20 protein-coding genes are annotated in these 19,849 nt (G+C 48.5%); 5 read left to right on the forward strand and 15 right to left on the reverse strand.

What is annotated here, in order from left to right; genetic code table 11:
• Positions 1-1,328 precede the first annotated feature (1,328 nt).
• Entirely contained in the window at positions 1,329-1,643 is a 315-nt protein-coding gene (cyaY, locus tag AAC007_RS14600) for an iron donor protein CyaY (protein WP_296435074.1), read from the reverse strand.
• 145 nt (positions 1,644-1,788) lie between these two features.
• On the opposite strand from cyaY, the gene AAC007_RS14605 reads away from it, so the two are divergent.
• The 4 genes from AAC007_RS14605 to AAC007_RS14620 all read left to right on the forward strand — a co-directional run bounded on the left by AAC007_RS14605 (position 1,789) and on the right by AAC007_RS14620 (position 4,873).
• Complete coding sequence (locus AAC007_RS14605; protein WP_296435075.1) at positions 1,789-1,977, forward strand: lipoprotein; 189 nt, start codon at positions 1,789-1,791, stop codon at positions 1,975-1,977.
• Positions 1,978-1,983: 6 nt separating this feature from the next.
• A complete protein-coding gene (gene lysA, locus AAC007_RS14610; protein ID WP_296435076.1) occupies positions 1,984-3,231 on the forward strand; it encodes a diaminopimelate decarboxylase in 1,248 nt (415 codons plus the stop codon).
• 98 nt (positions 3,232-3,329) lie between these two features.
• The gene (dapF, locus tag AAC007_RS14615; RefSeq protein WP_296435077.1) at positions 3,330-4,160 is read left to right on the forward strand and encodes a diaminopimelate epimerase; all 831 of its coding nucleotides are present in this window, start codon (positions 3,330-3,332) and stop codon (positions 4,158-4,160) included.
• Positions 4,161-4,168: 8 nt separating this feature from the next.
• Positions 4,169-4,873 (forward strand): DUF484 family protein, encoded by a 705-nt coding sequence (locus tag AAC007_RS14620; RefSeq protein ID WP_219043159.1) that lies wholly within the window; start codon positions 4,169-4,171, stop codon positions 4,871-4,873.
• Positions 4,874-5,027: 154 nt separating this feature from the next.
• Here the strand turns inward: AAC007_RS14620 and AAC007_RS14625 are convergent, their stop codons facing one another.
• Positions 5,028-6,209: an alpha/beta hydrolase gene (locus tag AAC007_RS14625; RefSeq protein ID WP_296435079.1), complete on the reverse strand. Its 1,182-nt coding sequence runs from the start codon at positions 6,207-6,209 to the stop codon at positions 5,028-5,030.
• Between the two features lie 280 nt (positions 6,210-6,489).
• On the opposite strand from AAC007_RS14625, the gene AAC007_RS14630 reads away from it, so the two are divergent.
• Positions 6,490-7,194: an HAD family hydrolase gene (locus AAC007_RS14630; RefSeq protein WP_296435080.1), complete on the forward strand. Its 705-nt coding sequence runs from the start codon at positions 6,490-6,492 to the stop codon at positions 7,192-7,194.
• 29 nt (positions 7,195-7,223) lie between these two features.
• Here the strand turns inward: AAC007_RS14630 and AAC007_RS14635 are convergent, their stop codons facing one another.
• The 13 genes from AAC007_RS14635 to ureG all read right to left on the reverse strand — a co-directional run bounded on the left by AAC007_RS14635 (position 7,224) and on the right by ureG (position 19,803).
• Positions 7,224-7,427, reverse strand: a complete 204-nt coding sequence (locus AAC007_RS14635) for a hypothetical protein (RefSeq protein WP_295877907.1) — start codon at positions 7,425-7,427, stop codon at positions 7,224-7,226.
• Between the two features lie 195 nt (positions 7,428-7,622).
• The gene (gene glnK, locus AAC007_RS14640) at positions 7,623-7,961 is read right to left on the reverse strand and encodes a P-II family nitrogen regulator (protein WP_219043163.1); all 339 of its coding nucleotides are present in this window, start codon (positions 7,959-7,961) and stop codon (positions 7,623-7,625) included.
• 668 nt (positions 7,962-8,629) lie between these two features.
• On the reverse strand, positions 8,630-9,874 hold the full coding sequence (locus tag AAC007_RS14645) for an ammonium transporter (protein WP_295877906.1): 1,245 nt from the start codon (positions 9,872-9,874) through the stop codon (positions 8,630-8,632).
• Between the two features lie 70 nt (positions 9,875-9,944).
• Positions 9,945-10,283, reverse strand: coding sequence for a P-II family nitrogen regulator (gene glnK / locus AAC007_RS14650; RefSeq protein ID WP_159270252.1), 339 nt, complete (start codon positions 10,281-10,283; stop codon positions 9,945-9,947).
• 81 nt (positions 10,284-10,364) lie between these two features.
• The gene (locus AAC007_RS14655; protein ID WP_295877905.1) at positions 10,365-11,015 is read right to left on the reverse strand and encodes a TorF family putative porin; all 651 of its coding nucleotides are present in this window, start codon (positions 11,013-11,015) and stop codon (positions 10,365-10,367) included.
• Between the two features lie 485 nt (positions 11,016-11,500).
• Positions 11,501-12,403, reverse strand: coding sequence for a hypothetical protein (locus AAC007_RS14660; RefSeq protein ID WP_295877904.1), 903 nt, complete (start codon positions 12,401-12,403; stop codon positions 11,501-11,503).
• Between the two features lie 146 nt (positions 12,404-12,549).
• Complete coding sequence (urtE, locus tag AAC007_RS14665) at positions 12,550-13,245, reverse strand: urea ABC transporter ATP-binding subunit UrtE (protein ID WP_295877903.1); 696 nt, start codon at positions 13,243-13,245, stop codon at positions 12,550-12,552.
• A gap of 1 nt (position 13,246) precedes the next feature.
• Entirely contained in the window at positions 13,247-14,026 is a 780-nt protein-coding gene (gene urtD / locus AAC007_RS14670; protein WP_295877902.1) for an urea ABC transporter ATP-binding protein UrtD, read from the reverse strand.
• Positions 14,023-15,183: an urea ABC transporter permease subunit UrtC gene (gene urtC / locus AAC007_RS14675; protein WP_295877901.1), complete on the reverse strand. Its 1,161-nt coding sequence runs from the start codon at positions 15,181-15,183 to the stop codon at positions 14,023-14,025. Before urtC ends, urtD begins: the two co-directional genes overlap by 4 nt.
• 6 nt (positions 15,184-15,189) lie before the next feature.
• On the reverse strand, positions 15,190-16,845 hold the full coding sequence (gene urtB, locus AAC007_RS14680) for an urea ABC transporter permease subunit UrtB (protein WP_339677778.1): 1,656 nt from the start codon (positions 16,843-16,845) through the stop codon (positions 15,190-15,192).
• A 91-nt stretch (positions 16,846-16,936) separates the two neighbouring features.
• Positions 16,937-18,253 carry an urea ABC transporter substrate-binding protein gene (urtA, locus tag AAC007_RS14685; protein ID WP_296434055.1) on the reverse strand — a complete coding sequence of 439 codons (1,317 nt, stop codon included), beginning with the start codon at positions 18,251-18,253 and terminating at the stop codon, positions 16,937-16,939.
• A gap of 277 nt (positions 18,254-18,530) precedes the next feature.
• A complete protein-coding gene (locus AAC007_RS14690) occupies positions 18,531-19,148 on the reverse strand; it encodes an urease accessory protein UreH (protein WP_295877898.1) in 618 nt (205 codons plus the stop codon).
• Between the two features lie 43 nt (positions 19,149-19,191).
• Entirely contained in the window at positions 19,192-19,803 is a 612-nt protein-coding gene (ureG, locus tag AAC007_RS14695) for an urease accessory protein UreG (RefSeq protein WP_295877897.1), read from the reverse strand.
• Positions 19,804-19,849 lie beyond the last annotated feature (46 nt).

A 19,849-nucleotide genomic window follows, 5' to 3' on the forward strand; every position in this document is an offset into this window, starting at 1 on the left:
TGGTGTGGTGGTGTCATCCGCAATGCTCCCGTACCGTCACCCAAAACGTTCCCAATCCGTCATCCTCAACTCGATTGAGGATCCATAGTCCTCGGACTTTGCAGCACTCCACATACTCCGTAGTTACACCAGACGTCTGGCGTCCGACGCTAGAGGCATTCGCTACCGCTCACACTGGATCCCCGATCGGGGTCGGGGATGACGTAGTATGGTGGTGTCATCCGCAATGCTCCCGTACCGTCACCCAACACGTTCCCAATCCGTCATCCTCAACGTTACCAACCCGTCATCCTCAACTCGATTGAGGATCCAGAGCCCTCGAACTTTGCAGCGGGGACCGTCACCTATAACAAAGGTCTTTGCGTATGATTAGTCTGATATCGGGTACTAATAATCAGCCAAACACCTAAGGTCTGGCGTCATGGGCTAAATACATTCGCTTAAAAAACCGCTTTTCCACAGATTTAAAATAATAAAAACCACCTCACAACGACTCACCTTTCACATAATGTGTAAAAGTTTTTCACTAAATTACATTTATTAAAAGCTGTGTCGTTAAACTGGCGAAATTATTCATACGCATGCATTCATGCTCTTAGCTATTTATTAATTATGGGGGAAATCTAATTGAAGACGCTTGTATATAAGTCTATTAGGCGCAGGAAAACCTGCCTATTTAATAAGCAAGAAATTAGCAGATACAAAAAAAAGGTGGCAGGAACGCCCAGAGTTCTATTCCAATACTCACTTCCTGTGTGCATGACCGTTCCTTGGTCAGCGTCCCTGCCAAGTGCCCATCCTAGGCAAAACTAAGTGTACCGCTGAAAGAAATAAATGCAAATAATAATTACCACACCTTTATTCATCAGAATAATTACGGTGAATATTAATCAGCTCAGTATCAACTAAAATATTATTAAAAATAATTCGCCATGATTTTATAGGTAGTTGATATTTAAAATATCGAAAGTAAATTTAATTGGGATAATAGAATTTAGCTCTCAGCTATGTTGTATGTAAATCTTTGTCAACGAACGAAAGCCAAAGCTATATATCTATGGAGCTAACCGCAAGACAAGTGAATGCTTATTCAAGCGTCTTGCCGCGTAGACAAACAATACGCAAGGTGTTTCGACTGCTTATAAACTCACTAAAAGTAGGCAGGCTTCTTGGCTACCGTAGAGCTCGGAATCATTTCAGGTGCCGAGCCAAATAGCTTAGAAGTAAAGGTGTATTCGAAGAAAACGGCTATCGCTCGTACTTATCACTACATAGCCGCCGGTATCAGGGTATTTGTTCCGCACGCGAGATTAGGCGCAAGCTATGCATTATTTTAGTAGTAAGACTTCGCCTACTTGTTCTTTGCTGATTTCTGCCAGCATTTCACTCAGTGTTTGCTCTGTGCGGGCGCAGTACCATTCATTGTTTTGCCAGCTATAGTGAAATCCACCTGAGCGCGCGGCTAACCAGAGTTCTTTGCTTGCACTCTGACGACTGAATATTAAGGCGCTGCCGTCTGGGCATTGCAAGGTGAGTACGCCCCCGCTTATTTCACAGTCTACGTCGGCTTCTAAGTCGTCAATGGCGTCTTCGATCGTTGTATATAGCTCGTCAATATTGTCGTTGAATTCAACTTCGTTCATTTTGTGTGCCCAGTATTCAGCTTACAGTTAGGAATCTTGACGGCAGTATACTAAGGCTGTGCTCGATCCGCATACCACGACAAGCATTGGGCTTGTTGCGCGAGCTAGGTATAATGCGCGACACAGTTATTTTCGGGATATTGTTATGGTCAGCATTCGCACGTTTATATTGTGCAGCGTGGTTCTATTGGTCGCCTGCGGCCAAACCGGCCCACTTACGCTGCCAGACGACAATGACAAGAAGACGGATGTCGAGACCACTGACTCACCCGCCGTGAGCCCCGATCGTCAGCAAGCCACCACCGATACGGCGACGACGTCGCCTACAGAGTAAATTTCTATGTCTCCATTTCAATACATCAACGGCGAACTACACGCCGAGGCTGTGCCACTGAGCAAGATTGCCGCCGAGTTTGGCAGCCCATGTTATGTGTATTCCCGCGCCTATCTTGAGAAGCGGTTCACTGAATACACCGACGCCTTAGCCGGCCAAGACCATTTGGTCTGTTATGCCGTGAAAGCCAATTCCAATATTGCGGTATTGAATGTACTGGCGCGGCTTGGCGCCGGCTTTGATATTGTTTCCAGTGGTGAACTAGAGCGGGTGCTGGCCGCTGGTGGCAAACCTGAACACATCGTCTTTTCAGGCGTTGGCAAAACCGCCCCAGAAATGCAGCGCGCACTTGAAGTGGGTATTCACTGCTTTAACGTTGAATCAGAGGCCGAGTTAGAGCGCCTGAATAGCGTTGCCGCCGCAATGAACGTCGTTGCGCCAATTTCACTGCGTGTTAATCCCGATGTCGACGCCAAAACCCACCCCTATATTTCAACCGGTTTGCGCGATAACAAATTCGGTATTGATATTGAGCGCGCCCCAGAGGTTTACCGTCGCGCCGCGGTGCTAGCAAATATTGAAATCAAAGGTGTCGACTGCCATATCGGCTCTCAACTTATCGATACCAGCCCGTTTTTAGATGCACTGGAGCGGGTCTTAAAGTTAGTTGATGTGTTGGCAAGTATGGACATCACTATCTCCCATCTCGACCTTGGTGGCGGCCTGGGTGTTCGCTATCGCGATGAAACCGCACCGGTCACCGGCGACTACATTCGCGCGATTAGAGAAAAGTTGGGTGACCGCCAAGTTACCCTGATGTTTGAGCCGGGACGCTCAATTACCGCCAATGCCGGTGTTTTGCTGACTCGAGTCGAATATTTAAAGCTCAACGAGCATAAAAATTTCGCCATCATCGATGCCGCAATGAATGACATGATTCGGCCCTCACTCTATTCGGCGTGGATGGACTTAATGGCCGTCCGCCCCCGTGAAGACGGTGTTCTGCGCCACTATGACTTCGTCGGACCGGTGTGTGAAACCGGCGATTTTCTGGCCAAAGATCGTGAACTTTGCATTGAAGAAGGGGATCTACTGGCACTAGCGTCAAGCGGCGCCTATGGATTTACCATGAGTTCCAATTACAATAGCCGAGGACGTGCAGCTGAAATTATGGTGGATGGCGACAAATACCACCTAATCCGCGCGCGAGAAACTGTCACCGACTTGATGCGTGGCGAAACTGTGTTGCCCTGAGACGAAGAGGACGCTGTTCACTTAGCACTCTCACATAATGGCATCGCGCCCGCATCGTTAATCAGCGCCATCGGTGAGGCGCACCACAGGGTTTTACGATGCAGTTACGCTTTACCAAAATGCATGGCCTGGGCAATGATTTTGTTGTTATTGATCTCATTACCCAGCGTTTCAAGCTTAAGCCACACCATATTCGCAAAATTGCCGATCGGCATTTTGGCATTGGCTGTGATCAAGTTCTTACCGTTGAAATTCCAACTCAACCGGATGTCGACTTCTGCTATCGCATTTACAATGCCGAAGGCAGCGAAGTTGAGCAATGCGGCAACGGCGCGCGCTGCTTTGCTCGCTTTATTCGCGATAAAAGACTAACCGGCAAACAAAAAATTAAAGTAGAAACGCTGGCTGGCATTATTGAGCTTGAGTTGACGGAAAATCGGCAGGTCCGTGTGGATATGGGCGAGCCGATTTTAGATCCCAAGCGAATTCCCTTCACCGCAGATCAACAAGCCACAGATTACGCATTGGATATCGATGGCAGTGCGTGGCAGGTTGGCGCCGTGTCGATGGGCAACCCCCATGTGATTTTGCCGGTTGCTGACGTTGATACCGCGCCGGTAAAAAGTATTGGCCCGATTACGGAAAGCCACCCTCGCTTCCCGCAGCGTGTTAACGTTGGCTTTATGCAGCTTGTAGATCGCGACACCATTCGGCTGCGTGTTTTTGAACGCGGCGTGGGTGAAACCCTTGCCTGTGGCACAGGGGCTTGCGCTGCTGTGGTTAGCGGTATTGTGCAGGGCAAATTAAACTCAACCGTGACCGTTCACCTTCCCGGTGGCAGCCTAAGTATTCGCTGGCAAGGCCCTGGGCAGCCCGTTATCATGACGGGACCAGCAACAACGGTTTTTGAAGGCCAGATACAAATATAGGACTCCCTGTGGACAGTGCAAGCCCGAAAAAAGACGGATTACCCAGCGAAAGTGAAGTCGCACGTTATCTGCGCAACCATCCCGGTTTCTTTCTAAATAATGAAGACTTGCTTACCGAGCTTAAAATCACCCACAAAACGGGAAAGGCGGTCAGCTTGCTAGAACGGCAGGTAGAAGTATTGCGCGAGCGCAATATGGATATGCGCGGTCGTATCAGTGGCATGTTAGATAATGCGCAGCGCAATGACATGCTATTTGAACGCAGTAAAACGCTTATTTTGTCGCTGATTGAAGCACGTCGGGCCGAAGAGTTAAGCAACACCCTTTGCCGCCATCTGGTAAGCGATTTTGAAGATATCGACTACGCGAGTTTGATTATATTTGCCGATCCCAATCGGGTCGGCGGCAACTCGTTGCGGGTGGTCAGCCCAGAACAGGCCCACACGCAGATCGGCAGCCTATTGCGCGGTAAAAAATCGGTATGCGGGGTATTGCGCGGCGAGGAACTGAGCTTTCTATTTGGCAAACACGCCGATCACATAGGATCAGCGGCGCTTATGCCGATCCAGCCCGGCAATATTGACGGCGTTATCGCCATTGCCAGCAAAAATCCACAGCATTTCAAATCCAGCATGGGTACGATATTTTTAGAGTATATCGCCGATGTTGTGAACCGCACGCTGCCAAAATTGATGAAAGGGCCGTTTCTGTAAGAGCGAGTCGGGAGTCGGAAGTCGGGAGTCGGAAGTCGGAAGTCGGAAGTCGGAAGTCGGATAGCATCTGGCGACGGAGACCCGGCGCCAAGCTAGGGCTTTATATTAAAGCCGCTTTTGACCTTTCGTCCGACGTCAGACTTCCACCGTCAGACTAAATATCCTGACAGTGACTATCCATAAAACGCCGCATTAGCTTCAAGTATTCAGCCCGCCCCAAATGCACAATATGATTACCGGGAAACCAGTGCAAATGGGATTCTGGCCAATGCGCATGCAGTAATCTAACAAAGCGCGGCGGGGTAAATCGGTCACCCGCGCCGCCAATTATCATCACCCGGTCCGGGTCAAGCTTAGGCTGATAACTTAGGGGGCTGTGTATTGCTAAGCCTCTACGCAACTCCAAAGGCGTCAAACCGGTGCGCTTGCCGATAAGATCCATTACGCCACCCGTCGGCACCCAGCTGCGCATAGTATCTACCGGTGCAACCAAGGGTGAGTTTGGGATACAAAATGCCAGGCGCGGCTCTACCACCGCCATTACCGAGCTTAAGTAGCCACCTAAACTCAAACCACTGATTCCAACATGGGGTGCACCGCGCTCATACAAGTAATTTACCAACACCCTCAGGTCGGTCACCGCTTGCAACATGCCTTCGTTCAGCTGCGAAAAACCGCCGGCGAACAATCCATACCCACTAAAAGGGTGATAGCGCTCCGCTCGGTCGCCGTGAAAGGGCTGGGTCATTAGGACGACATCGTAGCCGTTGTCGTAAAACCATCTTAGGGAGAAAAATAAACTATTAAAGCCGTACCAACTTTCGATCACCCCGTGCACAAAAATGAGCGTCGGCCGCGGTCCAGCTGGGTGGGTCCAGTATTGTGCTCTAGCGGTGCGATTGCGCTTATAACTTAAATAGCTGTCATTCAGATCAGGGTTTAACGGTGTAAATGGACTTTCAAATCGCAGTTCTACGGCGGGGATATCTTTGGGCTTATAGCCAAACTTAGACATTTTATGTTCTGTAATATCGACCTTCGGTGGCGGTAAAAACACAAGGTCAACATCGCGTTGTTCCGCTAATTTCGCATAGAAATCCATCCACTCGCGCTCGCGGGCCATGCCATCACTCTTCAAGAGCTGAGGCAATAATGTACCGGAAATCACTAGCGACAAGCCGGTGCGCATAATGCGATCCATTGCCGCGGTGCCATATACTTTAAAGGGGTATTCACTATCGAGCTCAGTGCCATCAGACTGGCAATAGAAATCGTCCGGTAAGCTGCGCCACCAAGGTGGTGAATTTTTTACCGGCTGCAAGGCGGTTTTTACCATAAAATGTGTCTCTACCGATTGTCTGTTTTTCTTACTAGGCTTAAGCCGCAACCCGCTTTATTTAAAACTAAGGTGCTTCGACACTTATTTGCCTGTCACTATTATGAAAAAAACGCCGATTTAGGCGCGAAGTTCAAATATTGTGTGAACGGCCCTAGTTGTACCATACTTTTTAAACCTAGGTCTTGAGCGCAAGTAAAAACCGAATGATACGCGGCATGTCCACCTCGGTATCAGGCTGTTAAGATTCCCCTTCGCAGCCATCAATTAGACCGCTCACATGAAAAACATAAAATTACTGTGTTTCGACTTAGATGACACTTTATGGTTAAGCAAACCCGTCATTGAACAGGCCGAGCAGGTTTTTTACGCCTATCTAGGAACTGTCGCACCGCGACTCACTGAACGCTTTAGTCCAACGTCACTTCGCGCTCATCGCCTGGCTTTTCTGGATAGCCACCCTGAGTTCAAGCATCAAATTTCACAGTGGCGTATCGCTAGCTTAAGCGACGCTTTAGCGATCTGTGGATACCGCCATCAAAGCGCCACAATTGCCCAGCAGGCCTTTTCTGTATTTCTTGCAGAGCGGCAAAAAGTGACCCTGTTTCCACATTGCGAAACCATTCTCGGCGAGCTAAGTAAGCAGTATATGTTAATCAGTCTCACCAATGGCAACGCCGACCTCGGAGTGCAAACCATTGGCGGATATTTCAGTGCCAGCTACCAAGCAGAGGATGTCAATGCAGCTAAACCAAGCGCGCCGCTATTCTTAAAAGCCTTAGGTGTTGCCAACTGTGACCCTCACGAAGCCATTCATATAGGTGACCACGTGATTGATGATATCAGTGGAGCGAAAGCGCTTGGCTTACACGCCATTCAAGCTCGACTAAAGCCGGACTCACCAGCACCCCATGAGTTAGCTGATACGCACTTTAGTGATTGGCGGGAATTGCCCAGCAAAATAAAGCAACTAGCTGGCCGCTAGTTGCTGACAGATACCTTTACAAGAACAAATCAGTAACTATCTGATTCTGTATCGATATCGTTTAAGTTGCTGCGCATATGCGGATCTAGATGCTTTATTTCACCGCCAATGGCGAGGAAAGCCTCTACATCTTTGGCGAGCTGCTCACGCATACGATCATGCACAGTAGGTGCGGACACATACTGTTGAGCACCTGAAGTTTGATTATCTGTACTACGATTACGCGACCCCATACGACCTCCTCCCGGAAATAAGAATCCCGCGTTTACGAGGCGATTTATACTTGTATACAAGGCTTTTTGGCAAGAGGGGGATTAGAGTTTTTTGTTATTACGAGCAAATCTCGTCATCACTTTTTGAGCTATAAAAACCACTGCCCCAAAAAAAAAGGGTGACCTAAGCCACCCCCACACTTATCTAACATATTGCTAGATAGCGTCTTCGCCGGTTTCCCCGGTGCGGATACGAATAACTTGCTCGAGGGCTGTCACGAATATCTTGCCATCACCAATTTTGCCAGTATTCGCTGCCTTAGTAACCGTATCGATCACTTTCTCGACAAGGTCATCAGACACCGCAATTTCTAATTTCACTTTCGGCAAAAAGTCGACCACATACTCCGCGCCGCGATACAGCTCGGTATGCCCCTTCTGACGACCAAAACCTTTGACTTCGGTTACCGTAACCCCCTGCACACCAATTTCTGACAATGCGGCACGGACATCATCTAATTTAAACGGTTTGATCACCGCACTGACTAGTTTCATCGCAGATTCTTCCTCTTGCTTTTATGATAACGGGGCTCAAATTAATGTAGCAGCGATGGCGGTTATAACGCGACTGACGTATAGAAAATAGAATTTACACTTGGGTAAATGACTATTCCGAGCACAGCCGGCATCGAAAATGCCGAACGCAGTAATTAATAAGAACGTAAAAAGGATAATTACCTGCCCTTAAGTTAGCTCAGGCAACACGGGATTTGCAAGGTGATACCTGCTTTTGCCTTAAAAAAGCCGAGGAAAGCGGAGATAGTCTAGCTACAGGTGGTAGATGGGGCATCCGCGCTGCCTATCGCTACGCTAGATGGGAGATGGAAAACGCTTTTTTCGCTTCGTTTACCTTGGATACTCGGCCGTAGCCGAGTATGACGGAGGTTTGGTTTGTGTGCTCGACGGTAGCCGAGTTCGGCGCGGGTTTAGTTTGAGTGCTCAGTCGCTGCCTGTATGGCGTGCTTGCGCTCGCAATGCAGGCCTCTGCAGTCGCCATCCTCGACCCCGATCGGGGATCCATAAATCTCGAGCTTTGCGCTGTTTCGTAGGCCGAGAAAAGCAAAGTGCCTAAAACCGCCTTTGCGTCTCACCTCTCCCGTCAAATATCCCGCAAAAAAAGGGCGCTCAATAGAGCGCCCTAACAATCACCAAACGGGGGAGACTTACTTGTTGGTGAATTCCGGATAAGCTTCCATACCGCATTCAGAGAGGTCGACACCTTCGTACTCTTCCTCTTCTGTTACGCGCAAGCCCATAACTGCTTTCAAGATACCCCAGATCACCAGGCTGGCCACGAAGGTCCATGCGAAGATCACGAAAGCACCGTAAATCTGATTACCGAAAGTGGCGTCGCTGTTGTTGAATGGCACTGCCATCACACCCCAAAGACCGACCACACCGTGGACAGAGATCGCACCCACTGGATCATCGATTTTAAGTTTGTCCAGAGCGAGGATTGAAAACACAACCAACACACCGCCAACCGCACCGATTAAGGTAGATATCACTGGATCAGGAGATAGTGGATCAGCAGTAATCGCAACTAGACCAGCCAAGGCGCCGTTAAGTACCATAGTTAAGTCAGCTTTGCCGAACAACAAGCGAGCAACGATCAGTGCTGCAATCAAACCGCCACTTGCCGCTGCGTTGGTGTTTACAAATACTTGCGCAGTTGCGTTGGCTTCTTCGATGTTAGACACCATCAGCTCAGAACCACCGTTGAATCCGAACCAACCCATCCACAGGATGAAGGTACCCAATGTCGCCATTGGCAGGTTTGCACCTGGAATCGCATTAACGTGGCCATTCTCGCCGTACTTGCCTTTACGAGCGCCAAGCAGCAGTACACCAGCCAGTGCTGCAGAAGCACCACACATATGCACAATGCCGGAACCTGCGAAGTCAGAGAAACCTGCTTCAGACAAGAAACCGCCGCCCCAGCTCCAAGAACCTTGTAGCGGGTAGATAACGCCAGTCATCACGACAGCAAAAGCCAAGAAAGCCCACAGCTTCATACGCTCTGCCACTGCACCCGACACGATAGACATAGCTGTTGCTACGAATACCACTTGGAAGAAGAAGTCAGAAGAACCTGAATAGTAAGTATCGCCATTTGACGCTAGCACTTCTTCAACAGTCGCATCTGCGATTGAGTTGCCGAACCACGAGTCTGGCAATATGCCGCCTTCAGAACCACCGTACATGATTGTGTAGCCACACAATAAGTACATGGTACAAGCCACCGCAAACAACGCGATGTTTTTAGTTAAGATTTCTGTGGTGTTTTTTGCACGAACCAAACCGGCTTCGAGCATGGCAAAACCTGCTGCCATCCACATTACGAACGCGCCCATAACCAGGAAGTAAAATGTGTCCAGGGCGTACTTGACCTGTATGATGTCTTCCATCACATGCCCTCCAAAGGGAAAGAGATAAGTCTTTTAATTAAATTAGTTAATACAAATTGCAACGGCTTTATTAAATGGCTTCTTCGCCAGTCTCGCCGGTGCGAATACGAATAACTTGCTCAAGCGCAGTGACGAAAATTTTGCCATCACCAATTTTGCCCGTGTTTGCTGATTTGCTAATTGCTTCGATGGTCGGTTCAACCGAGCCATCGGCTACAGCAACTTCGATCTTCACCTTCGGTAGAAAATCAACAACATACTCAGCACCACGATACAGCTCAGTGTGACCTTTCTGACGACCAAAACCTTTTACTTCGGTGACAGTTATGCCCTGTACGCCGATGTCTGATAGCGCTTCGCGCACATCATCGAGTTTGAATGGCTTGATAACAGCCGTAATCAATTTCATCGGAAATCTCCTATCAATATGCGTTAACACATGAGGAATAAGTTAAGAAATAGCTGGCGGCTTACGCCGCCAGCAGGGGTATTACATGTCGATTGGCAAGCTGTAAGAAACAACGAATTTCAAATCGTCATCGTTATCTTCATCAATCATTTGGCTGAAAGTGAAGCTAACTTTGTCGTTGTATGCATACGAAACATCGAAATGACTGTAGTTTGCGTCTTCATCTTTGTTGTCAGTACCACCAGCCAAGAAAGAGAAGCTGCCTACGTCGTAGCCCAAGGTGTAGTAAAAATAGCCTGGAGCGCCAGCGATGTTGTCATAGATAGTCAGGCTAACTGGACCTGCACCCAAACCTAAGATTATTTCGCTCAGGTCGCCGAAAGTATCGCCATTGTCAGCGAAACCAGCAGAGGCACCTGGGTATACGTAGTTCCAAACACTCAGATCAATGCTGATAGGACCGGCTTGAGTTGCGAAACCGGCATAGTAGTCAACTTCTTGACCGTTAGTATCGTCGCCACTTGACCCCCAAACACCGGCGTAAAAACCACCAGTGCTATAGGTCAGGTCACCAGAAACAGCCGGTGAGCCATCGCTAAGATCAAAGCCACGCCACAAATACATGCTAGCAACGCTGACACTTGCACTCAGCTCTGCTGACGCAGGGGCAGCAACCATAGTCATTGAAGCAGCTGCAACGCTTGCAGCGATTAAGGTTTTCATTGTTTTCATGTTGTTAGTCTCCACTAAGGTATAAGAAAGTGATCAAGCACTATCCTGCTCAAGCTTTAGCACTTTCAATGCCAACTATGATTTTTATTTTTAAAATCAATCACTTATACAAAACACGATCAATAAATTTTATTATTTGGTTAATGATGTATTACGAGCCCTCCTTTGTGAGTTTGAATACGCTCAAATATAGAGCACTTTCAAAAAATGTCTTATTTTTATGCATCATAACCATGCAAATTTATTATGAAAGGAAGCGATTAGCAGCAAAGAGGAATTAAAAAAACCATCAACATATACAATAAAAACAGTAGCTTAGACTTAAAATGGCACCACAATAGACATCTGCACCAGACCCGCCTCATCAAATTGCACCAAATTTGATCACTCGCACCATTTACCGGCGGATACACCAACAAACGAACGACCAAAACGAAAAAAGGGTGCCGGATGGCACCCTTTTCTATTAATTCTTAGCAGCCATATTATTGAGCTGTAGCAGCGGCCTCCAACTTGTCTACGCGCGCACGCAAACGTTCAATTTGGCGCTGCAATTCCAGCAATGTCGTTGCTGGAGATTTAACATCAACTGCCTGCGCTGACGACAAAATGAGCTGATCTACCAAAATACGCCCAGGATTACCTGCCGAACCAGCCGAACCGGGGCTACCAGCCAAACCACCATCACCGCCTTCAACCCATTTCCGGCCACCTGTTAAGGTCTTTCTATTGATATAGTAACCGCCCGTGCCAACACCACCAGAACCCGCATCGCCACCGTCGCCTCCCGCAGCACCTTGATTATCAATTTTTATTCGCGCAGCAATGTCATCGCCACGACTTACTTTTGACAATACTTGATAAAGAATCGTCACGTCACCACCACGGCCGCCCTGACCGCCGTCGCCACCATTGCCGCCCTCACCAGCAGGAACACCATCACAATCTTCATTCACATCTGCGCCATCTCCGCCAGCGCCACCACTACCACCAGCACCGCCGTTCGCTAGCACATAAAGATCACCTAGCGATTCGAGCCCAAGCTGTAATCTAATAGCGACACCGTCACCACCATCACCGCCGTTCCCACCAGCTATGCCATCTGAGCATTTTGCGCCGACACTACTTGATGTACCTGCCTCACCCTCAACACCGTTACCATCGATCACCACACCCTTACCTATAAAGGCATGCCGCGCCTGCACTCGCCAATCGCCAACTGCAGGGGCGAATGTGATTTTAGCGCCATCGCCAATATGGAGGTTTTCTAGCACTAATTCTTGTTGATCAATACCGACAACATAGGTTTTGCCAGCAGGAATAGTGAGGTCGGCGGCTAGCCCCGCAAGCGGTGTCAACGCCAAGGCAAGTACAGCAAGGTGTTTCATGAGCAATGTTTCCTTAAACGGGTGGCAGAAAAACAGACGGTTGAGAAGCATAGACTGAAAAGCCGAGGATAAAACAAAAATAGGCGCTATTGGGCAAAGTGACAACGCAGCTAGTTTTTCAACCGGCGCTAGTATAAACCTTGGAGTCACACGGTCATATGACGGCGTACATCTTCTTCCACCATTTCGTCACCGCGACCGGAGAGAATGACCTCGCCGCGATCCATAACCGCGTAGTTGTCTGCTAAGGCTCGCGCGAAATCGAAATATTGCTCAACTAGCACAATAGCCATCTCGCCCTGCTGGCGCAAAATACTGATGACATTCTGAATGTCTTTAATAATAGAGGGCTGAATACCTTCGGTTGGTTCGTCCAATACAAGCAAGCGGGGCCGAGTAATTAAAGCTCGCGCAATCGCCAGCTGCTGTTGCTGACCACCAGACAAATCCCCACCGCGTCGTTTCAGCATACTTTTTAGCACCGGAAACAAATCAAATATTTCTGGGTTGATACTCCGCTGACTGCGTTTTAAGGGGGCATAGCCGGTGTATAAATTTTCCTGAACTGTAAGCTGCGAAAACACCTCTCTACCCTGTGGGACATAGGCTATACCAGCACGGGCGCGATCCGCCGGGCCCATGCTACTTATGTCTTTGTCTTCCCACATAATCGTGCCGCCACGGATCGGGTGACGGCCGGTGATCGCCCGCGCCAAACTCGACTTGCCCACACCATTACGACCCAGTATGCACGTCACCTTGCCCTTCTCTGCAACTACATCCACCTTTCGCAGCGCCTGACTGGCGCCGTAATACAGATCAATTTCATTTACGATCAACATATCAGCGCCCCAAATACACTTCGATAACACGAGGATTAGCAGACACCACCTCAAGGCGACCCTCAGCCAGAACGCTGCCCTCGTGCAATACGGTGACCTTGCTATCTAGCGCTTTAATAAAATCCATGTCGTGCTCCACCACCACCACGGTATGGTCTTTGTTTATCTCTTTTAGCAGCGCGGCTGTTTCCATGGTTTCGTGGTCGGTCATCCCTGCCGCCGGTTCATCGACCAACAACAACTCCGGCCCTTGCACAATCAACATGCCAATCTCCAACCACTGCTTTTGACCATGGGACAAACTGCCGGCAATATCGCCGGCCTTTTCCTTAAGTCCCACCAGCTTAATCACATCATTTATTTTATCGGTCTGATCGCTGCTGAGCTTATGAAACAAGGCATGTAAAACACTGCGTGTGCCCGCCAGTGCCAACTCGACGTTTTGCCACACGCTCAGAGTCTCTACCACCGTAGGCTTCTGAAACTTACGTCCAATACCAAGGTTAGCGATATCCGCCTCGTCGTATTGCGTGAGGTCGATGCTGTCGCGGAATCTAACCTGCCCAGAATCTGGTCGGGTTTTGCCGGTGATAATATCCATCATGGTGCTTTTGCCCGCGCCATTGGGGCCGATAATGGCGCGCAGCTCGCCGGGCGCGATATCCAGCGATAAATTATTGATCGCTTTAAAACCATCAAAACTTTTAGTCACACCATTGAGATACAACATGCTCTGCATCTCTGCGCTGTGAAAGCCGGGACTTTTTACCACTGCACTCATGACTTTGCCCCCTGCTCCGGTGTCGACGTTGCGTTGTTTTCGGCTCGGCGTTCGCGTATTTGCGTCACGACGCCGACAATGCCTTTCGGTAAATATAAAGTGCTAATAACAAACAGTGCCCCGAGCATAAACAACCACACTTCAGGAAAGGCACCGGTGAAATAGGTCTTGGCATAATTAACGGCAACCGCGCCAATTACCGCACCAAACAAGGTGCCCCGCCCACCGATAGCAACCCAAATCACAATCTCGATAGAGTTGATCGGGCCAAACTCTCCGGGGTTAATAATGCCCACCTGCGGCACGTATAAGGCCCCAGCGATACCCGCAAGAATCGCCGATACCACAAACACAAATAGCTTGTAGTGCTCAACTCGGTAACCCATAAAACGGGTGCGACTTTCCGCGTCGCGAATGGCGACCAGCACGCGACCATATTTGCTTGTCACAATAGCCCGGCACAAAACATACGCCCCCGCCACGCTCAATGCCGACAAAGCAAACAACACACAACGAGTCACATCAGACTGCAAACTAAAGCCCAAAATATCTTTAAAATCGGTCAAGCCGTTATTGCCACCAAAACCCATGTCATTGCGGAAAAATGCCAGTAGCAAGGCGTACGTCATGGCCTGGGTAATAATCGACAAATACACGCCGGTAACGCGCGACCTAAATGCCAGCCAGCCAAACACAAACGCGAGCGCGGCAGGCACCAAGGCAACCATAAACATGGCAAAGAAAAAGTTATCAAAGCCGTACCAATACCACGGCAATTCCGTCCAATTTAGAAATACCATAAAATCTGGCAGTTCTGCGTTGCCGTAGACACCACGCTCGCCAATCTGACGCATCAAGTGCATGCCCATGGCATAGCCACCCAAGGCAAAGAAGGCGCCGTGACCCAAACTGAGAATGCCGCAATAACCCCAAACTAAATCCAGCGCTAAGGCGAGCAAGGCATAGCAAAGATACTTGCCAAGCAAGACCACAACATAGGTGGGAATATGTAAAAAGCTGCCAGCTGGCATTAGTAAATTACATAGGGGAACAAGTACAGTTATCGCCAATAAAGCCGCAATCAAGTAGCGTCCCGCTTTATCGGCCAAGAGCAATCTGCCGATGGCGCTGCGCTCGAATATTTTTGAATTTATCATTGCCGATTAATCCTCTACCGAACGACCTTTCAGGGCAAACAGTCCCCGCGGCCGCCACTGAATAAACAGAATGATGAAAACCAGCACAAATATTTTTGCCAGCACCGCACCTGCAAAAGGTTCCAAAAACTTATTGGCCACACCCAAGCTCATCGCCGCGAAGAAGGTGCCGAATAAATTACCTACGCCGCCGAACACCACTACCATAAAAGAATCGATAATGTAGGACTGACCAAGATTGGGACCAACGTTGGTCAACTGGCTCAAGGCAACACCGGCGATACCTGCAACACCGGAACCCAAGCCAAAGGTCAGCGCGTCTACCCAGCCAGTGCGAATCCCCATAGAATTTGCCATAGCACGGTTTTGCGTCACCGCTCGCATTTGCAGACCCACAAAGGTTTTCTTCAACAAAAACACCAGCATTAACAACACAACAAGACTGAAAATAATGATGTATAAGCGGTTATACGTTAACGACAATGCACCGTTGATTTCCCAAGAACCGCTAAGCCAACTCGGCGCGCTTACTGATTTATTCAGCGGCGAAAAAATACTTCGCACCGCTTGTTGTAAAATTAAGCTCACACCAAAGGTGGCTAATAAGGTTTCCAACGGTCGACCGTAGAGGTGTCGAATCACCCCGCGCTCAATGATTATACCGACCAGGCCCGACACCAAAAATGCGGCGGGTATGGCTACCACAATGGAGTAATCAATGTAATTTGGCATCAGCAACTGAATGACGTATGTCGTATACGCACCCAGCATCATCATTTCGCCATGAGCCATATTGATCACGCCCATGACCCCAAAGGTGATGGCCAACCCCACCGCGGTAAGGAGTAATACCGATCCTAAACTTAATCCGAAAAAAACATTTTCTACTAATTTGTACATCTCTGCCTCACCGCGCATTTCACTTAGCACCGCCGCGGCTGACTCTCTAACCAAGTCATCTTGTTCTAAATAATTTCCTTCGCTGTCTTTCAGTTGCATTGCGGCGAGAATCGACATCGCATCGCTATCCAGGGTGCCTCGGAAGGATTCAATTGCGTCTAAGCGCAATACTTGTTCTTCAGAATTCAGGTTAATCATCGCGGTCGCGATATTAAGAGACGCTAACACTTTTTTGTTAATCTCCACCGCTTTTGCACGTTCAATCGCATGTAGAAATTCTGGCGATGGGCTTCGTATCAAATCCTTGGCCGCACTCAAGCGCACCGCAACATCGTCGCTGCGCAATGACAACTCGGCTAACACGCCACGCAATACCGTGCGCAGTTCATTATTAATACTAATTTTCCTGACTTTTCTGCTGCCAATAACACCCAATTTTTCGCCATCGATAACAGATGTAATCTGATAACCATCCGGGTGGCTGAAGGCATATACCAGCTGCTCGTCGGCTTTGGTGTAATACAAGTCGCCATCCTGCAATGCACTTAGTACTTTTGCACGCTGAGGAAAGTTGGAATTGGCGATAAGATTAATGAGATTTTTTTTATCTGACGTCGAGCGAGCCGATATCAATTCATTGAGTAACAGCGCGTTATCCGCTGCGACTTCACTCTGTACTGGTGTAATTTGTTCCGCCTGCACTACCTGAACAACAAAAAGTGCGAGTACGACAAATACACGAAAAACGTGGCTGAGTTTCATGGAAACATCCATTGACGATCAAGGCCCCGACGCCTTTCAGCGGCGGGGCAACGTTGATAAAAGCGCCTCAGTAGAAGCGCTTTTTACTGGACTAGTAGTTTTGGCCTGAACACTTTTTAGTTTCAGTGTTGTAGTTACCGCACATGATTTTTGGATCTTGCCAATCCGCAATCAGCTTGGCACTTTCAGGCAGGAAGTCAGTCCATGCATCACCAGGTACGGCACCTTCAGTTTGCCAAACAATATCAAACTGGCCATTTTCCTGAATCTCGCCAATCAACACTGGCTTAGTCAGGTGGTGATTTGGCAGCATCGTTGCAACGCCACCAGTTAAGTTAGGAACGCTAATACCGATCAATGCAGAAGATACTTTATCTACATCTGTCGTTTTCGCTTTCTCTACCGCTTTTACCCACATATTAAAGCCGATGTAAGTCGCTTCCATTGGGTCATTCGTCACGCGCTTGTCGTCACCGATATACGCAATCCACTTGTCGATGAACTCATCATTAACTTCGGCATCTGCGCTCATGAAGTAATTCCACGCCGCGAGGTGACCAACTAGCGGGCCAGTATCGAAACCACTGAGCTCTTCTTCACCAACAGAGAATGCCACAACGGGAATATCTTCAGCAGACATACCTTGGTTAGCTAGCTCTTTGTAGAAAGGTACGTTGGCATCACCATTAATGGTTGAAACCACGGCGGTTTTCTTACCTTGTGACCCAAACTTCTTAATATCAGACACAATCGTCTGCCAATCAGAATGACCGAATGGCGTGTAATTGATCATGATGTCTTTTTCAGCAACACCCTTGCTTTTCAGGTAAGACTCAAGAATTTTGTTGGTAGTGCGGGGATAAACATAGTCGGTGCCCGCCAGTACCCAGCGCTTAACTGAGCCGCCGGCTTCGCTCATTAAATAATCAACGGCGGGGATAGCTTGTTGGTTAGGTGCAGCACCTGTATAGAAAACGTTTTTAGAGGATTCTTCACCTTCATACTGAACTGGGTAAAACATCAAACCGTTTAATTCTTCAATAACGGGCAATACCGATTTACGCGAAACCGACGTCCAGCAACCAAAGATGACATCGACCTTGTCTTTGTCTAGCAACTCTTTAGCTTTCTCTGCGAACAAGGGCCAGTTAGATGCGGGGTCTACAACAACTGCTTCTAATTTCTTACCTAAAATACCGCCTTTTTTGTTTTGATCTTCAATCAGCATCAACACGGTGTCTTTTAGTGTTGTCTCACTGATGGCCATCGTCCCGGAAAGGGAATGTAGTACGCCGACTTTAATTGTGTCTGCGGCTTGTGCAATCGAGGCGCTTAACGACAGCGTCGCGGCGGCCAACACAATACTGCTGTGTTTAGCGAAAGCCTTTATAGATTTAGGACTCTTCATGCTTAGCTCCATACTCTTTTTTTGTATATATCATTAATCTGCGCTATGCGATTAATGAACCCTGGCAAAACTCCCACCACTATCTGCAGAATTAGTGCCAACCACTGAATGGATATAAGAAACCGATGTAAAAACACCGTGTGGAAAGGTATTAAGACTAAGCAGTCAATGCGCGCTAAGAATAAGAACTGAACACCGAGGGAGCACAAGGCCGAGTGATCTTTCTGAAGAAGTGCAGTCGGGCGCACACTATTTGTGCGCCCGCACCAAAATAAACTTAATGCGATAGCAGCAAAAAGACACCAAAGCTGGTCGCAAAAACGCCGAGAGCTGACTGAAGAGAAAATTGCAAAGCGTGGTGATAACGCCCAGCCGCCGACAAGCCGCTACGTAGCGCCGCACCAACGCCCGCCATCGCTAAAATTAAGCCCGCATTAAACACCAATATATGCAGCATTCCTAAAGTTGGGCTTGCCATACCCGCGGCTGGAATGACCGCCAACAAGGGTGCCGAACCTGCACTACCATGGACCAAACCAACCAAAACGGCATTGTAGCTACGCGGCTGAGAGTCCGCCTGGTGTTGATGTTGTCTCCACAAATGCACAAACGTCATCGCACCAATCACAATCAACATCCACGCAACAGCGGCTTCTGCAATTGCACTAAACTGGATTGGAATTGCCGCACCGGCAAGTAGTACCAAGCTCGCGACCGCAATCACTGCTAGCCCATGTCCAAACCCCCAGTGCAGGGCAAAACGAAAACTATAACGGCCACCATTCTGACCGCTAATACCACTCACCGCGGCGATGTGATCCGCGTCAAACGCGTGTATCACACCAGCAGAAAAACCGAGTAGTAAAATACTTAATAAAGGTATTACTTCCATCATTCAGTATTACTCCCTGCCAGCGCATTGTTCATATTCATGTCACTTAGCGTCCCAACATACCTTGTTCAACGATAAAGCTGACAATGTCTGCAACGCCACTACCGTCCTTTAAGTTACTAAAAATAAATGGTTTGTCACCGCGCATTTTTTTGGCGTCTCTGTCCATCACACCTAGGTCGGCGCCAACCAAAGGTGCCAAATCGGTTTTATTAATGACCAATAAATCTGAACGGGTAATACCGGGGCCACCCTTGCGCGGAATTTTATCGCCTGCGGAGACGTCGATAACGTAGATGGTTAAATCAGATAATTCGGGGCTGAAGGTGGCCGCCAGATTGTCTCCACCACTTTCGATCATAACCAGTTCAAGGTCGGGAAAACGATTGTTTAATTCTGCCACCGCAGATAGATTCATAGAGGCGTCTTCGCGAATTGCTGTGTGTGGACAGCCGCCGGTTTCTACCCCAAGAATGCGATCTTGCGAAAGCACCTCGTGGCGCAATAAAAACTCCGCGTCTTCACGGGTATAAATATCATTGGTAATGACCGCGATATCAAAGCGCTCTCGCAATTCTGCACACAAGGTTTTAACTAAGGCGGTTTTTCCCGAGCCAACCGGACCGCCAATCCCAAGCCGCAAAGCAGGCTTTTTCATATTTCTTACTCCAACTCTAAAGATCAAAAATTTTGCTAAATTCTCG

Source organism: uncultured Zhongshania sp., from assembly GCF_963975605.1.
GTDB lineage: Bacteria > Pseudomonadota > Gammaproteobacteria > Pseudomonadales > Spongiibacteraceae > Spongiibacter > Spongiibacter aquimaris.

Excerpts from the sequence above, each read along its gene's own strand:
- urtB (WP_339677778.1), bottom strand. The coding sequence starts at position 16,845 with ATGAAACTCAGCCACGTTTTTCGTGTATTTGTCGTACTCGCACTTTTT.
- lysA (WP_296435076.1), top strand. The coding sequence starts at position 1,984 with ATGTCTCCATTTCAATACATCAACGGCGAACTACACGCCGAGGCTGTG.
- AAC007_RS14605 (WP_296435075.1), top strand. The coding sequence starts at position 1,789 with ATGGTCAGCATTCGCACGTTTATATTGTGCAGCGTGGTTCTATTGGTC.
- AAC007_RS14630 (WP_296435080.1), top strand. The coding sequence starts at position 6,490 with ATGAAAAACATAAAATTACTGTGTTTCGACTTAGATGACACTTTATGG.
- urtC (WP_295877901.1), bottom strand. The coding sequence starts at position 15,183 with ATGATAAATTCAAAAATATTCGAGCGCAGCGCCATCGGCAGATTGCTC.
- urtD (WP_295877902.1), bottom strand. The coding sequence starts at position 14,026 with ATGAGTGCAGTGGTAAAAAGTCCCGGCTTTCACAGCGCAGAGATGCAG.
- urtE (WP_295877903.1), bottom strand. The coding sequence starts at position 13,245 with ATGTTGATCGTAAATGAAATTGATCTGTATTACGGCGCCAGTCAGGCG.
- ureG (WP_295877897.1), bottom strand. The coding sequence starts at position 19,803 with ATGAAAAAGCCTGCTTTGCGGCTTGGGATTGGCGGTCCGGTTGGCTCG.
- AAC007_RS14645 (WP_295877906.1), bottom strand. The coding sequence starts at position 9,874 with ATGGAAGACATCATACAGGTCAAGTACGCCCTGGACACATTTTACTTC.
- AAC007_RS14690 (WP_295877898.1), bottom strand. The coding sequence starts at position 19,148 with ATGATGGAAGTAATACCTTTATTAAGTATTTTACTACTCGGTTTTTCT.
- AAC007_RS14655 (WP_295877905.1), bottom strand. The coding sequence starts at position 11,015 with ATGAAAACAATGAAAACCTTAATCGCTGCAAGCGTTGCAGCTGCTTCA.
- dapF (WP_296435077.1), top strand. The coding sequence starts at position 3,330 with ATGCAGTTACGCTTTACCAAAATGCATGGCCTGGGCAATGATTTTGTT.
- glnK (WP_219043163.1), bottom strand. The coding sequence starts at position 7,961 with ATGAAACTAGTCAGTGCGGTGATCAAACCGTTTAAATTAGATGATGTC.
- cyaY (WP_296435074.1), bottom strand. The coding sequence starts at position 1,643 with ATGAACGAAGTTGAATTCAACGACAATATTGACGAGCTATATACAACG.
- urtA (WP_296434055.1), bottom strand. The coding sequence starts at position 18,253 with ATGAAGAGTCCTAAATCTATAAAGGCTTTCGCTAAACACAGCAGTATT.
- glnK (WP_159270252.1), bottom strand. The coding sequence starts at position 10,283 with ATGAAATTGATTACGGCTGTTATCAAGCCATTCAAACTCGATGATGTG.
- AAC007_RS14635 (WP_295877907.1), bottom strand. The coding sequence starts at position 7,427 with ATGGGGTCGCGTAATCGTAGTACAGATAATCAAACTTCAGGTGCTCAA.
- AAC007_RS14660 (WP_295877904.1), bottom strand. The coding sequence starts at position 12,403 with ATGAAACACCTTGCTGTACTTGCCTTGGCGTTGACACCGCTTGCGGGG.
- AAC007_RS14625 (WP_296435079.1), bottom strand. The coding sequence starts at position 6,209 with ATGGTAAAAACCGCCTTGCAGCCGGTAAAAAATTCACCACCTTGGTGG.